Genomic DNA, 14,923 nt, shown 5'->3' with positions numbered 1-14,923 from the left:
AATTTTAAGCTTGAAATTTCTTTCGAACGGGTCCACCTTGCTTCTCGCAGTCCGAGGCGCCCCGACAGCGTCTTGACAGCGACACGCGCAGCCGGACCTCGGGAGGAGAACGACATGCGGATCGTCTGTATCGGTGGTGGGCCTGCCGGGCTCTATTTTGCGCTGCTGATGAAGCGCCAGCACCCGGAACATCATATCACCGTCGTCGAGCGCAACCGCGCCTTCGATACGTTCGGCTGGGGCGTGGTGTTTTCCGATGCGACCATGCAGTCGATGCGCCAGTGGGATCCCGAGACGGCGGAGGCGATAGAGGTCTCCTTCAATCATTGGGACGACATCGAACTGGTCTTCAAGGGCCGCAAGATCCGCACGACCGGCCACGGCTTCGTCGGCATCGGCCGGCGGAAGATGCTCAACATCCTGCAGGACCGCTGCCTTGAACTCGGCGTCGAACTGCTGTTCGAGCGCGATGTGGAGAGCGACGCGGAATTCGCCGATGCGGATCTCATCATCGCGTCGGATGGCGTCAATTCGCGCCTTCGCAACAAATATGCCGAGGTCTTCCAGCCCGATATGGTCGTGCGGCCGAACCGCTACATCTGGCTCGGCACCAACAAGCTGTTCGACGCCTTCACCTTCGATTTCCAGCGCACCGAACACGGCTGGTTCCAGTCGCATATCTATCGCTTCGACGACACGACCTCGACCTTCATCGTCGAGACCACGGACGACGTCTACAGGGCGCACGGCCTCGACCAGATGGACCAGCAGCAGTCCATCGAATTCTGCGAAAAGCTCTTTTCCGGCACGCTGGATGGCCACAAGCTGATGACCAATGCGCGGCATCAGCGCGGCTCCGCCTGGCTGAATTTCGGCCGATTGATCTGCGAAAAGTGGAGCCATTTCAACGGCAACAGCCATGTCGTTTTGATGGGCGACAGCGCCCATACCGCCCATTTTGCCATCGGCTCGGGCACCAAGCTTGCCATCGACGATGCAATCGAGCTGACCCGGCAATTCGATATCCTCGGCCACGACAAGGCGCACATCCCCGCCGTGCTTGCGGCATATGAAGAGGTGCGCCGCGTCGACGTCGCCCGCATCCAGAATGCGGCGCGCAACGCCATGGAATGGTTCGAGGTCGTCGGCACACGCTATGCCGATACGCTGGAGCCCGAGCAGTTCATGTATTCGATGCTGACCCGCTCGCAGCGCATCAGCCATGAAAATCTTCGCCTGCGCGACAAGGTGTGGCTCGAAGGATTCGAGCGCTGGTTCGCCGAGCGGGCGGGTGCGGAACCCGCGGCAAACGGCGCGGTGCCCCCGCCGATGTTCACGCCGTTCAAGCTTCGTGGCCTGACGCTGCGCAACCGCATCGTGGTGTCGCCGATGGCGATGTACTCGGCAACGGATGGCGTGCCGGGCGATTTTCACCTCGTGCATCTCGGCGCGCGCGCCATGGGCGGTGCCGCCCTCATCTTTCCGGAAATGACCTGTGTCTCGGCCGATGCCCGCATCACGCCCGGCTGCCTCGGCCTCTGGAACGACGACCAGCAACAGGCCTTCAAACGCATCGTCGATTTCGTCCACCACCAGACGCCGGCCAAGATCGGCATCCAGCTCGGCCATGCCGGGCGCAAGGGCGCAACGAAACTGGCTTGGGCGGGCATCGACCAGCCGCTCTCCGACGGTGGCTGGCCGCTGATCTCGGCCTCGGCCGTGCCCTATCTCGCGCATTCTGAGACGCCGCGCGAAATGACCCGTGAGGACATGGACCGCGTCGTCGCGGATTTCGTGACGGCGACCGAGCGGGCCCGCGACATCGGCTTCGACATACTCGAACTGCACGCCGCGCACGGTTATCTGCTCTCGAGCTTCCTGTCGCCGCTGACCAATCGGCGCACCGACGCGTATGGCGGTGACCATGCGGCGCGAGCCCGCTTCCCGCTCGAAGTTTTCCAGGCCCTCCGTAAGGTCTGGCCTGAGGACAAGCCGATCTCCGTGCGCCTGTCGACCAACGACTGGCACGAGGGCGGCAACACGCCCGAGGATGCGGCTATTTTCGCCCGGATGTTCAAGGAGGCCGGTGCCGACATGATCGACTGCTCTTCCGGCCAGGTGGTGAAGGAGGAAAAGCCGGTCTACGGCCGCCTGTTCCAGACGCCGTTCTCCGACAAGATCCGCAACGAAATCCAGGTCCCGACCATCGCCGTCGGCGCGATTTCCGAGGCCGATCACGCCAATTCGATCATCGCGGCCGGCCGCGCGGACCTCTGCGCCGTCGCCCGCCCGCATCTGGCGGATCCGTCCTTCGTCCTGCACGAGGCGGCGAAGATCGGTTATGACGCCCAGCCCTGGCCAAAGCAGTACCATTCCGCCCGCGGGCAATATGTCAGCAACCTCGCCCGCGCGGCAACAACGGCGGGCAAGCCATGAGCAGACGACACGCCCTCGTCACAGGTGCCGGCAGCGGCATCGGCAAGGCAATCGCGCTGGCACTCGCGGCCGATGGTCATGCCGTGAGCCTCGCAGGCCGGCGCGCGGCCCCCTTGGAAGCTGCGCGCGACGAGATCCTTTCGTCGGGCGGAGAGGCGTTCGTCCGGGATGGCTTCGACGTCAGCGACGCCGCTGCCGTCGAGCGCGGCATTGCGGCGGCGATCGCGGAAGCCGGCGACATCGCGGTGCTCGTCAATTGCGCGGGCGAGGCGCCGTCCGCGCCCTTCGAGAAAACCGACCTGGCGCTCTGGCAACGGGTTCTCTCCATCAACCTGACGGGCGTTTTTTTGGTTACGCAGGCCGCACTCGCCTCCGTGCGTCGGGCCGGAAACGGCCGGATCGTCAATGTCGCCAGCACCGCGGGCCTCACCGGCTATGCCTATGTCTCGGCCTATTGCGCCTCCAAACATGGCGTCATCGGCCTGACGCGGGCGCTGGCACTGGAACTGGCGCGCAGCGACGTCACCGTCAACGCCGTTTGCCCCGGTTTCACCGACACGCCGTTGATCGATGGCGCGCTCGACACGATCAGCGAGAAGACCGGCCGCTCGCGCGAGGACGCCCGCGCCAGCCTCGCCCGCGCCAATCCGCAGGGCCGGCTGGTGACGCCCGCCGAGGTGGCCCACACCGTTTCCTGGCTCGTCTCGGAAAAGGCGACCGCGATCACCGGCCAGGCCATCGCGGTGGCCGGCGGCGAAGTTCTGTGAGGATAGACGACATGACGAACCCCATGCAGGCCAAGAAACGCCCCTTCAAGGGTCACGAGGCAAAACACTTCCTGTTCGAAACGGATGCCGACGGTCGCGTCGCCACGATCACGCTCAACCGGCCGGACAAGAAGAACCCGTTGACCTTCGATAGCTATGAAGAGCTTGGCGATCTCTTTCGCTCGCTTTCGCGCGCCAGCGATATCCGCGCGGTCGTGCTGACCGGCGCCGGGGCCAATTTCTCCTCCGGCGGGGATGTGTTCGAGATCATCGAGCCGCTGACGCGCATGGCAATGCCGGACCTTCTCGATTTCACGCGCATGACCGGCGAACTGGTGCGCCAGATGCGCGCCTGCTCGCAACCGATCATCGCGGCCGTCGACGGCATCTGCGCCGGTGCCGGCGCCATTCTGGCGATGGCGGCTGATTTCCGCGTCGCGACGCCGGAGGCGAAGACAGCGTTCCTGTTCACCCGCGTCGGGCTTGCCGGTGCGGATATGGGCGCCTGCGGCATTCTCCCCCGCATCATCGGCCAGGGCCGTGCCGCCGAGCTGCTCTTCACCGGCCGCGTCATGACGGCGGCGGAAGGTCATGCCTGGGGTTTTTACAATGCCCTGCACGAGCGCGACACGCTGCTCGCCGAAGCGCAAAAGTTTGCTCGCATGATCGCCGATGGTCCGTGGTTCGCCCATGCGATGACGAAAAAGATGCTCGACCAGGAATGGGCGATGGGTATCGACCAGATGATCGAGGCGGAAGCGCAGGCGCAGGCGATCTGCATGGCGACCGGCGATTTCCGTCGCGCCTTCGAGGCCTTCGCCGCCAAGGCAAAGCCCGTCTTCGAGGGGAACTGACCATGCACTCCGAACGCAAGGCGCCGACCCGCGATCATCTCGATTGGCCGTTCTTCGACGAGAACCACCGTGCCCTTGCTGCGGATCTCGACGGCTTCGTTGCCCGCGGCAGCCTCGATGAGATCGATCACGGCGATGTCGATGCCGCCTGCCGGCAACTGGTCACAGCCCTTGGTGCCGCCGGCCTTCTTCGTCCCTGCGTGCCAAAAGCTTTCGGCGGCGCGAGCGAGGAGATCGACAGCCGGGCGCTTTGCCTCATGCGCGAGACGTTGGCCTATGCCGACGGTCTTGCCGATTTCGCCTTCGCCATGCAGGGGCTCGGCACGGGCGCAATCAGCCTTTCCGGTTCGCAGGCGCTAAAGGAGCTTGTCCTGCCCAAGGTCGCAGCCGGTGAATGGATTTCCGCCTTCGCGCTGTCCGAGCCCGATGCCGGATCGGATGTCGCCGCTTTGGCCTGTGCGGCGCGACGCGACGGGGACGACTTCGTGCTCGACGGTGAAAAGACCTGGATCTCGAACGGCGGCATCGCCGACGTCTACACGGTCTTCGCGCGCACCGGCGAGGCGCCCGGCACCCGCGGTATTTCCGCTTTCGTCGTCTTCGCGGATACGCCAGGCTTCACGATTGCCGAGCGCATCAAGACGATCGCCCCGCATCCGCTCGCGCGCATCCGTTTCGACAATTGCCGCATCCCGGCTGCGCAGCTTCTCGGCAGCCCGGGCGAAGGCTTCAAGATCGCCATGCGCACGCTCGACATTTTTCGCCCGTCCGTTGCGGCGGCCGCAACCGGTTTCGCACGGCGGGCACTCGACGAAGCGGTGTCGCACGCCAAAAATCGAAAGATGTTCGGCGCGACGCTGGCCGATCTGCCGACCGCGCAAAGCACACTCGGCGAGATGGCGACCGCCATTGATGTCGCAGCCCTCCTCACCTGCCGCACCGCCTGGAAGCGCGACGTGCAGAAGCTGCCGACGACGCGCGAAGCCGCGATGGCGAAGATGACGGCGACGGAAAATGCGCAATGGGTCATCGACCAGGCGCTCCAGCTTTTTGGTGGCCGCGGCGTGCGCTCCGGCGAGATCACCGAACGGCTCTACAGGGAGATCCGGGCGCTGCGCATCTACGAGGGTGCGACCGAAGTTCAAAAGCTCATCATCGGCCGCGAGCTGGTGAAAACCTCGACGCGATAGAGGAGAGGCCACCGTGTTCACGATCAAAAAACCATTGCGGTTCGGGGATTGCGACCCATCGGGGATTGCCTACTTCCCGTCCTACCTCAACATCCTTGTCGGTGTGCTGGAGGACTTTTTCGCCTCGCTCGGTTTTCCCTGGAAGGCAATGAATGACGAGTTGCGCATCGGCGTGCCGACGGTGCGTCTCGACCTCACCTTCCGTCGCCCGGGCTTTCAGGGCGACGAGCTGGATTTCGCGCTCGCGGTGCATGGCGTCGGCCGTTCGTCACTCGACATGGACCATACGGTATCGGCGAGGGGCATCGTGCTCTGGACCGCCAAACACCGCATCGTCGCCACCTCGCTTGATACCCACGCCTCGCTCGCCTGGCCGGACGATATCCGCGCCGCACTGACATCTCATCTGGAGACGCCCCATGCACACCATCCTGCAACCTGAAGGCTGGGCAAAGCCCATCGGCTACTCCAACGGCGTGGCGGCGACGGGCCGCACGTTTTTCGTCGGCGGCCAGATCGGCTGGAACGAACGCTCCGAATTCGAGACCGACGATTTTGTCGAACAGGTGCGCCAGACGCTGAAGAATGTCGTCGCCGTGCTCGCGGCAGGCGGTGCTGAACCCCACCACATCACCACGATGACCTGGTATTTTACCGACAAGCAGGAATATCTCGGCAACCTGCGCGGCATCGGCCAGGCCTACCGCGAAACCATCGGCAGGCACTATCCCGCCATGGCGGCGATGCAGGTGGTCGCGCTGGTCGAGGACCGCGCCAAGATCGAAATCCAGGCCACGGCCGTCATCCCCGAATGAGGCTTGCCGCAATGGCCGAGATGCGATTTTCCGAGAGTGTTTCCGCCCGGCTGGAGGGGGACGTTCTCGTCGTTGCCATCGACAATCCGCCCGTTAACGCCCTCTCGGCGCATGTCCGGTCCGGGCTGGTCGCGGCGCTGGACTATGCCGCCGGTGCTCGCGATGTCGTCGGGCTTGTCATTTCGGGCACGGGCCGCATCTTCATTGGCGGGGCGGATATCCGGGAGTTCGGCAAGCCCCCGGTCGCGCCCTCGCTGCCTGACGTGGTCGATCAGATCGAGGCTTTCGAGAAACCCGTTGTCTGCGCCGTGACCGGTGCAGCCCTTGGCGGCGGTTGCGAGGTCGCGCTCGCCTGCCACGGCCGCATTGCCGGCAAGAACGCCACGTTCGGCCTGCCGGAGGTAAAGCTCGGCATCGTTCCGGGTGCCGGCGGGACACAAAGGCTGCCGCGCCTGATCGGCACGATTGCCGCCATCGACCTAATCGGTACGGGACGGACGGCAAAGGTGGACGAAGCCGTGGCGCTCGGCCTCGCCGATGCCATCGCTGCTGACCCCCTGACGGCCGCTATTGCAGCCGCGCGTGAAAATGTCGGGCGACCGCTTCGCCGCACCGGCAGGATCACCGTTCCCGCCGTGGATGCCGCCGCTGTCGATATGGCGGAGGCAAAGGTCGTTGCCAAAAGCCGCGGCCAGTCCGCCCCCGTCGAAGCTGTTCGCCTCGTGAAGGCGGCAGGCCACCTCGCTCTCAAACGGGGCTTGGCGGAGGAGCGCGCCACATTCCTGCGTTTGCGCGATTCCGAGGAATCGTCGGCCCTGCGACACGTCTTCTTTGCGGAACGCGCCGCCGGGAAGGTCGAAACGCTCGCCGATGTGTCGCCGCGGCGGATCGAAACGGTCGGGGTGGTCGGCACGGGGCTGATGGGCTCCGGCATTGCGGTCTCGGCGCTCACCAGCGGTTACCACGTCATCGCGCTGGAGCAGACTCCAGAGGCCGCGGCCATTGGGCGTGAGCGTATCGCCGGTATTTTCGCCAAGGCCGTGCAATCAAGGCGCCTGACGGCGGACGAGCGCGAGGCGTGCCTTGCCCGGCTCGAAGCGACCGCCGAGGCGAAGGCGCTTGCGACGGCCGATCTCGTCGTGGAAGCCGTCTTCGATGACCTTTCCGTCAAGATAGAGCTGTTCCGTAGGCTCGACGACATCGTCGCACCGGGCGCCATTCTGGCAACCAATACGAGCTATCTCGATCCGGATACGATTGCGGCCGCAACGGCCGATCCGTCCCGCGTGGTCGGCCTGCACTTCTTCTCGCCCGCCAATGTCATGCGGCTCGTGGAAGTCGTCGATTGCGCGAAAACCGCGCCCGACGTACTGGCGAGCGCACTCAACTTCGTCAAGCGCCTCGGCAAGCTTGCGATCGTCTGCGGCGTCACCGAGGGCTTTATCGGCAACCGCATCTTCTCCGCCTATCGCCGCGAAGCGGAGTTCATGCTCGAGGACGGCGCCCTGCCGCACCAGATCGATTCTGCGCTTGAGGCCTATGGCTTCCCGATGGGCATTTTCGCCGTCAACGACATGGCCGGCCTCGAAATCGCCTGGGCACGCCGAAAACGGCTGGCCGCAACCCGCGATCCCGCGGAGCGTTATGTCGAGATCGCCGACAGGCTCTGCGAAGCGGGACGCCTCGGCCGCAAGAATGGCCTTGGCTGGTACGTCTACCTGAACGGCGAGCGCACGATCGATCCCGCGGTGACCGCGGTGATCGAAGCGGCGCGGGCGGCGAAAAACATCGTTCCGCGGGCTTTCACGGCGACGGAGATCATGAACCGTCTCCTCACGGCGATGGTCGATGAAGGGAAGGCGCTGCTCTCCGAGGGTATCGCCGCGCGGCCCGGCGATATCGATCTGGTCATGATCAACGGCTACGGCTTTCCCGCCCACAAGGGCGGACCGATGTTCGCCGCGCAAGAGAGCTAGAAATCCAGCGGTGGCTGATGTGGGCAAACATAAAAAGAGGCGCCGCTGAAAGAGCGGCGCCTCCGAATTGATCCCGTTGCTGGACGATCACTCGGCCGGCTGGAGAGCGGTTTCCCCGATCAGCGTTTCCGGCGCGGTGCCGCTCAGCACTTCCTTCAGCTTCGCCTCATCCAGTTCGTTTTCCCAGCGGGCGACGACGATGGTGGCGACGGCATTGCCAACAAAGTTGGTCAGAGCGCGGCATTCCGACATGAAACGATCGATGCCGAGGATCAGCGCCATGCCGGCAACCGGCACGGAGGGCACGACCGAGAGCGTGGCGGCAAGCGTGATGAAGCCGGCGCCGGTGATGCCGGCGGCACCCTTTGAACTCAGCATGGCGACGAGCAGAAGGAGCAGCTGATCACCGAACGACAGCGGAATATCGACCGCCTGTGCGATGAAGAGGGCTGCGAGCGTCATGTAGATATTGGTGCCGTCGAGGTTGAACGAATAGCCGGTCGGAATGACGAGGCCGACGACCGAGCGCTTGCAGCCGGCCTTTTCCATTTTCTGCATCAAGCCCGGCAGCGCCGCTTCGGAGGACGAGGTGCCGAGAACGAGCAGCAGCTCCTCCTTGATGTAGCGGATGAGCGCCAGGATCGAGAAGCCGTTGTATCTGGCGACGGCGCCCAGCACCACGAAGACGAAGAGGAGCGAGGTGATGTAGAAGGTGGCGATCAGGAAGGCGAGGTTGGCGACCGAGCCGATGCCGTATTTGCCGATGGTGAAAGCCATGGCGCCGAAGGCGCCGATCGGGGCCGCCTTCATCAGGATGGCGACCAGGCGGAAGATCGGGCTCGTCAGCGCCTGAAGGAAATCGACGACAGGCTTACCCTGTTCGCCGACCATGCCGAGCGCGATGCCGAACAGCACCGAGAAGAACAGCACCTGCAGGATGTCGCCCTCCGCGAAGGCACCGACGATGGTCTGCGGAATGATGTTCATCAGGAAGCCGGTGATGGTCGATTCATGCGCCTTGCTCGTATAGGTCGCCACCGCATTGGCATCGAGCGAGGCGGGATCGATGTGCATGCCGGCGCCCGGCTGCACCACATTGGCGACCAGCATGCCGATGGCCAGCGCCAGCGTTGAGAAGGTGAGGAAGTAGATCATCGCCTTGCCGGCGACGCGGCCGACCTTCTTCAGGTCCGACATGCCGGCAATGCCGGTGGCAACAGTCAGGAAGATCACCGGCGCGATGATCATCTTGACGAGCTTGATGAAGGCATCGCCGAACGGTTTCAGGCTGGCACCGAATTCCGGATAATAATGGCCGAGCAGCATGCCGGCGACGATGGCGACGATCACCTGAAAATAGAGGTGGCGGTAGAATGGCAGGGGAGCACGCGGTTGCGTGTCGACAGACGAAATGTGCATGGCTTCCTCCGTTCGCACCCCAACCGGAAACCGGCTCTTCCCGGGGTGACTTGCTGAAACTGAAACATGTTCAGCAAGGGGCGTGCCAAGTTGCGAAGCGCAGGATAAGCCTTTGTAAAAAATTGGTTATTTTTTCAACGCGCGAAAGCATCCTCGCGCCCTGTGCGAATTTCCGCACAGGGCGCATTGAGTCTCGTGCGGCTTTATGCTCAAAATCACAAATGGAGGCGCCCTCACCGACCCGCACAGCGGCAGATCTTTCCCGCGCGGCACGGCGGCAGTGGATCGTTTTCGCCCTTGCTCTCCTTTCGATCGCGATTGCAGCGCTCTATGCGGCCGGCATCTATGGCCGGTCCTCCGCGCTTTCGGCGCTGGAGGAACAGGGGCACGCCGATGCCGGTCTCAAGGTCGCGCTTCTGCGCGCCGTGCTGGAACGCCCGCGCGCACTCCCCTTCCTGCTGTCACGCGATCGGGACGTCACCGAGGCACTGGCCGGGCCCGATCCTGCCCGGCGTGCCTTTCTCGATCGCAAGTTGGAAGAGCTGGTGGTCGGCACCAGTGCTGCGGTGATCTATGTCATCGACACGAAGGGTGTCGCGATTTCGGCGAGCAACTGGCGCGAACCGACGAGTTTCGTCGGCAACGACTATTCGTTTCGTGCCTATTTCTCGCGTGCGATGAAGGACGGCACGGCCGAGCATTTTGCGCTCGGCTCGGTCAGCAAACGGCCCGGCCTCTATATCTCGCACCGGATCGGCCCGGCCGCAGCTCCGCTTGGCGTCGTCGTCGTCAAGATGGAGTTCGACCAGCTCGAGCGCGACTGGCACGAGACGCAGCGCCCGTCCTACATCGTCGATGCAGATCATGTGGTGCTGATTACCAGCATCCCCTCCTGGCGTTTTATGACGACCGAACCGTTGCCGGCGGAAAACCTTGCCGCCATTCGTGAGAGCCTGCAATTCGGGGAAGCGCCACTCACGCCGCTGCCCTTCGAGAGGTCCGCGGACGGCCTGCTTCGCGCCGTGCAGCCAGGCGGCGGCGCGGAAACCTATTTGCGCATCACTGCGCCGGTCGTCTCGACGCCGTGGCAATTCGAATATCTCGTACCGGTCGCCGGCACGGTTACCGCCGGCATGCGGGAGGCACAGCTCCTCGCCCTTATTGCCATCGGCGCGATCACGATTGCGGCGGCGATCTGGCTGCGCCGTCGCCAGACATCGCTTGCCAACGCCGCCCGAGCCCAGGCGGCCCGCGACGAACTGGAGCGCCGCGTTATCGAGCGCACCATGGACCTCAGCCTTGCGCGCGACCGCCTGCAAGTCGAAATCGCCGAGCATCGGGAAACCGAAACGAAACTGCAATCCGTGCAGCAGGATCTCGTGCAGGCCAACAGGCTGGCCATTCTCGGCCAGGTCGCCGCCGGCGTCGCGCATGAGATCAACCAGCCGCTCGCTACCATCCGCGCCTATGCCGACAATTCTAAGGTCTTTTTGGCCCGCAGCAAACCCGAGCCGGTGCTCGAAAACCTCGGCCTTATTGCCGACCTCACGGACCGGATCGCGACGATCACCGAGGACCTGAAGGCGCTTGCCCGCAAGGGCCGCTCCGGTGAGGAACCGGTCGTGCTGCAGGAGGTCATCGACGGCGCCATCATGCTGCTGCGCAGCCGCTTCACCGGCCGCCTCGAACGTCTGATCATTGCCCCCATGCCACAGGATCTCGCCGTCCTGGGCAACCGGCTCAGGCTCGAACAGGTGTTCATCAATCTCTTCCAGAACGCGCTGGAAGCCGTCGCGGACAGGGCGGATGGGCGGGTGGACGTTTCCATCGCGGTCACCGATGGAGACGTCGCCATTTCGGTAGCCGACAACGGACCCGGCATTTCGTCGGCCATTCTGGGATCACTCTTCGAACCCTTCAACACCTCCAAGGAAAAGGGCCTTGGGCTCGGCCTCGTCATCGCCAAGGACATCGTCTCCGATTATGGCGGACGGCTTGAGGTCGAGACGGATGGGGACGGGGCCTGCTTCAGGGTCCATCTGCGAAAGGTTCTGCCATGACGACGCCCGTCCTCCTCGTCGACGACGACCGGCAGCTTTTGCACGCGACGGCCCAGACGCTGGAGTTGGCCGGCTTCGACGTCACGCCCTTCGGCGCCGCCACCGACGCGCTCGCGCGCATCGACCGGACTTTCGCCGGCGTGATCGTTTCCGATATTCGCATGCCCGGCATGGACGGGCTTCAGCTGTTCGAACGTATCCGCGGGCTTGACCCGGAAGTTCCTGTTATCCTCGTCACCGGCCACGGCGACATTCCGACGGCCGTCAAGGCGATCCAGGATGGCGTCTACGATTTCATCACCAAACCCTTCCCTGCCGAGCGGCTGATCCAATGTGTGCACCGCGCCGCCGAAAAGCGCGGCCTCGTCCTTGAAAACCGCCGTCTCAGGGAGGCAGCCCGGCAGGCCGAGGATGACTTTCCACTGATCGGCCAGACGCCGGTGATGGACCGTCTGCGCCAGACGCTGCGCCAGATCGCCGACACGGATGTCGACGTCCTGGTGACCGGCGAAACGGGCAGCGGCAAGGAGGTTGTGGCACGCCTGCTGCACGGCTGGAGCCGCCGCTCCAAGGGCAATTTCGTCGCCCTCAATTGCGGCGCGCTGCCGGAACAGGTGATCGAAAGCGAGCTGTTCGGCCATGAACCGGGCGCCTTCACCGGCGCCCAGAAAAAGCGCATCGGCCGGATCGAGCACTCGAGCGGCGGCACGCTCTTTCTCGACGAACTGGAAAGCATGCCGCTTTCGACCCAGGTCCAGCTACTGCGCGTGCTCGAAATGCGCGAGGTCACGCCGCTCGGCACTAACGAGGTGCGACCCGTCGATATCCGCATCGTCGCGGCTGCGAAGGTCGACCTTGCCGACCCGGCACAACGCGCGACTTTTCGCGAGGATCTCTACTATCGTCTGAACGTCATCTCGCTTTCCATCCCGCCACTGCGCGAACGCCGGGAGGATATTCCGCTTCTCTTCAGCTATTTCACCGAGCGGGCGGCACGACGTTTTCAGCGTGAAGCGCCACTCCTTTCCGCCGCCGTCCTCCGGCATCTTGCCGATCACGACTGGCCCGGCAACGTGCGTGAACTGTCCCATTTCGCCGAGCGCACCGTGCTGGGCCTGATGCCGACGCCCCTCGCACCCGCTGTACCGGTGCTCGATACCCCCGGTACGCTCCCGGAGCGGCTGGAACGGCTGGAGGCGGAGATCATCCGGGATACGCTCTCCGCCCATGGCGGCGACGTGCAGGAGACGATCGCGGCGCTGGGTATCCCGCGCAAGACCTTCTACGACAAACTCCAGCGTCACGGCATCGTTCGACGCGCGTTTTCCAGCAAGGCCGACGGGGAAAACCCGTGAGAACGACACTCCCGACAGTTGCCGCCGCCGCCGGTTGGTTTTGGACCGGCAGGCAGCTGCAATTCGCGGTTCGGGAAGCTCAAACCGCCCCGGGACATTGTCGAATGCCCTCCAGCGCACCATGTCATGAAGGCTATAAGCGCGCTGCCTAGGATCTTCGTGGCGAATGCAGGGAGCGAGGCGACGAATGACATCCAAACGCGGACAGACCGTCCCCTTGCTCAACGAGTCCAGCGACGCTCTTCAGTCTCGTCCCTTGCGAAAACACGACCCGGACCAGCCGAGCTTGCCCTTCGACGCCATGCCCGACCGGATCAAGCCCTGTCTTGCCCGCTCGAAACCATCGCCACCGCAGGGATCGGATTGGGTCTATGAAGTCAAATGGGGCGGCTGCCGGATCGCCGTGCATATCGATCCGAGCGGTGTGAGGGTGATCACAGGCGACGGTGACGACTGGACACATCGCTTCCCTTCCATTGTGGCGGCGGCCCGGGACCTCGGCACGTTTTCCGCCATCCTCGACGGGGAGGCCGTCGTGCTGGATAGTGACGGATGCCCGGACTTTGAGGCATTGCAACGCTCGCTCGGCGGGCGCGGTGGTACACGGGCTTCGAGCGAGGCAATCTTCTATGCCGTCGATCTTCTCTATCTGGATGGCCACGATCTGACGGAGACGGAACTCTCCGCCCGCCGGCACGCTCTGGAGGCGCTTGTTCCCGCGGACCGCAGCACCACGGCCATCCGTCTTTCTGAACAGGCCACTGGCAACGGCAGCGCGCTGCTGGCGCAGGCCTGCGAACTGGGGTTCGAGGGGATCATCGCCAAGCGTCGTGACCGCCCTTATCGCTCCGGCCGCACCGGCGACTGGCTTGAGATCGCATGCCTTCGGACTGAAAGCTTCATCATCATCGGTTACGAACATTCGCCATCGGCGCCATCAGGCATCGGCAGCCTCCTTCTCGCCGGGCGAGAAGGCCTTGACTGGGTCCCTGTCGGTGCTGTCGACGCCGGCTTTGATGCGAAGGAGGCGACCTCTCTCCGCCAGATGCTCGACAAGCTCAAGACGAGGAAACCGGTGGTGCCGATCACGGGTGAGAATCTCGTTTTCGCGCAGCCCACTTTGATCGCAGATATCGCGTTTCGCGGCTGGACCGGGAGCGGCAGTCTGCGGCACGCCTCTTACAGGGGCCTGCGCGAAATCCAGGACAATGCGGCGATATTCGATATGGCCAGGCTTCCGGCTAACAAACCGATCGCTGCGGTTTAGTTCCCTCGCAATGGCGCCAATCCCTCAAGCGACAGCCTGCGCCCCGGTGATCTCCACCAATGAGCCGCACATGAACGCGGCCTCTTCGGACGCAAGGAAGGCGACGAGGGCCGCGACCTCTTCCGGCTTGCCGATGCGGCCGAAGGGAACGAGCCTGTCGAGATCGGCGATGGTGCGACCGGAGCGTTTGACGCCGGCCTCGAGCATCGGCGTGTGAATCTCGCCGGGGCAGACGGCGTTGACGCGCACCTTGTCCGGCGCATAGTCGCGGGCGAGATTCTGCGTGAAGGCGGCGACCGCCGCCTTGGTCGTGTTGTAGGCGATGTGGTTCGGCGCGGGATAGAGGCCCCATTGCGAGGCGGTGTTGACGATCGCGCCGCCGCCGGCAGCGATCATGTGCGGCAACACGGCGCGGCAGAGGTGGAACATCGAATCCAGGTTGACGGTGAAACTCGTCGCCCAGTCCTCGTCCGACAGCGAAAGAAGATTGCCGCGCCGGTTGATGCCGGCATTGTTGACCAGCACGTCGATCCGGCCTTCGAGCGCAAAAACCTCTTCGATAAGGCCGAAGCACGCGTCCTTCCTGGCAATATCCGCAGCAATCGCCACTGCTCGGCCATGGTCATCCGCGATGTCCTGCACCACAGTCGCCGCGGCCTCGCCGTTGACATCCGTCACCACCACCAGCGCGCCCTCGGCGGCCAGCCGTCGCGCAATCGCCGAGCCGATGCCGCCGCCGGCACCCGTGACGACCGCGACCTTGTTCTCGAAACGCTTCATGGAA

12 protein-coding genes are annotated in these 14,923 nt (G+C 64.2%); 10 read left to right on the top strand and 2 right to left on the bottom strand.

What is annotated here, in order from left to right; genetic code table 11:
- Positions 1-114: 114 nt before the first annotated feature.
- Genes AC1RT2_RS15290 through AC1RT2_RS15260 form a run of 7 tightly spaced genes read left to right on the top strand, consistent with a single transcriptional unit; the run spans position 115 to position 8,038 of the window.
- On the top strand, positions 115-2,436 hold the full coding sequence (locus AC1RT2_RS15290; RefSeq protein WP_493103135.1) for a bifunctional salicylyl-CoA 5-hydroxylase/oxidoreductase: 2,322 nt from the start codon (positions 115-117) through the stop codon (positions 2,434-2,436).
- Positions 2,433-3,203, top strand: coding sequence for an SDR family NAD(P)-dependent oxidoreductase (locus AC1RT2_RS15285; RefSeq protein WP_493103133.1), 771 nt, complete (start codon positions 2,433-2,435; stop codon positions 3,201-3,203). Before AC1RT2_RS15290 ends, AC1RT2_RS15285 begins: the two co-directional genes overlap by 4 nt.
- An 11-nt stretch (positions 3,204-3,214) precedes the next feature.
- Entirely contained in the window at positions 3,215-4,057 is an 843-nt protein-coding gene (locus AC1RT2_RS15280; RefSeq protein ID WP_493103131.1) for an enoyl-CoA hydratase family protein, read from the top strand.
- Positions 4,058-4,059: 2 nt separating this feature from the next.
- On the top strand, positions 4,060-5,247 hold the full coding sequence (locus AC1RT2_RS15275) for an acyl-CoA dehydrogenase family protein (RefSeq protein WP_493103129.1): 1,188 nt from the start codon (positions 4,060-4,062) through the stop codon (positions 5,245-5,247).
- 13 nt (positions 5,248-5,260) lie between these two features.
- Positions 5,261-5,689: an acyl-CoA thioesterase gene (locus AC1RT2_RS15270; RefSeq protein WP_069062148.1), complete on the top strand. Its 429-nt coding sequence runs from the start codon at positions 5,261-5,263 to the stop codon at positions 5,687-5,689.
- The gene (locus tag AC1RT2_RS15265; RefSeq protein ID WP_444801251.1) at positions 5,667-6,062 is read left to right on the top strand and encodes a RidA family protein; all 396 of its coding nucleotides are present in this window, start codon (positions 5,667-5,669) and stop codon (positions 6,060-6,062) included. The genes AC1RT2_RS15270 and AC1RT2_RS15265 overlap by 23 nt, the downstream gene beginning before the upstream one ends.
- 11 nt (positions 6,063-6,073) lie before the next feature.
- A complete protein-coding gene (locus AC1RT2_RS15260; RefSeq protein WP_493103126.1) occupies positions 6,074-8,038 on the top strand; it encodes a 3-hydroxyacyl-CoA dehydrogenase NAD-binding domain-containing protein in 1,965 nt (654 codons plus the stop codon).
- A gap of 87 nt (positions 8,039-8,125) precedes the next feature.
- Here AC1RT2_RS15260 and AC1RT2_RS15255 read toward each other — a convergent pair whose 3' ends face one another.
- Positions 8,126-9,457 carry a dicarboxylate/amino acid:cation symporter gene (locus AC1RT2_RS15255; RefSeq protein WP_493103124.1) on the bottom strand — a complete coding sequence of 444 codons (1,332 nt, stop codon included), beginning with the start codon at positions 9,455-9,457 and terminating at the stop codon, positions 8,126-8,128.
- 221 nt (positions 9,458-9,678) lie between these two features.
- Here AC1RT2_RS15255 and AC1RT2_RS15250 point away from each other — a divergent pair, with 221 nt between their 5' ends.
- From AC1RT2_RS15250 to ligD, 3 genes are all read left to right on the top strand, one after another.
- Positions 9,679-11,517, top strand: coding sequence for a sensor histidine kinase (locus AC1RT2_RS15250; RefSeq protein WP_493103122.1), 1,839 nt, complete (start codon positions 9,679-9,681; stop codon positions 11,515-11,517).
- Positions 11,514-12,872 carry a sigma-54-dependent transcriptional regulator gene (locus AC1RT2_RS15245; protein ID WP_493103120.1) on the top strand — a complete coding sequence of 453 codons (1,359 nt, stop codon included), beginning with the start codon at positions 11,514-11,516 and terminating at the stop codon, positions 12,870-12,872. Before AC1RT2_RS15250 ends, AC1RT2_RS15245 begins: the two co-directional genes overlap by 4 nt.
- 187 nt (positions 12,873-13,059) lie before the next feature.
- Positions 13,060-14,139 (top strand): non-homologous end-joining DNA ligase, encoded by a 1,080-nt coding sequence (gene ligD, locus AC1RT2_RS15240; RefSeq protein WP_493103118.1) that lies wholly within the window; start codon positions 13,060-13,062, stop codon positions 14,137-14,139.
- A gap of 24 nt (positions 14,140-14,163) precedes the next feature.
- Here ligD and AC1RT2_RS15235 read toward each other — a convergent pair whose 3' ends face one another.
- Positions 14,164-14,919 carry an SDR family NAD(P)-dependent oxidoreductase gene (locus AC1RT2_RS15235; RefSeq protein ID WP_493103116.1) on the bottom strand — a complete coding sequence of 252 codons (756 nt, stop codon included), beginning with the start codon at positions 14,917-14,919 and terminating at the stop codon, positions 14,164-14,166.
- Positions 14,920-14,923: the final 4 nt, after the last annotated feature.

This window comes from Shinella sp. GW821-FHT11G07, from assembly GCF_058808115.1.
Note: the sequence above shows the minus strand (reverse complement) of the source record. Positions and strands in the feature narration are given on the sequence as shown.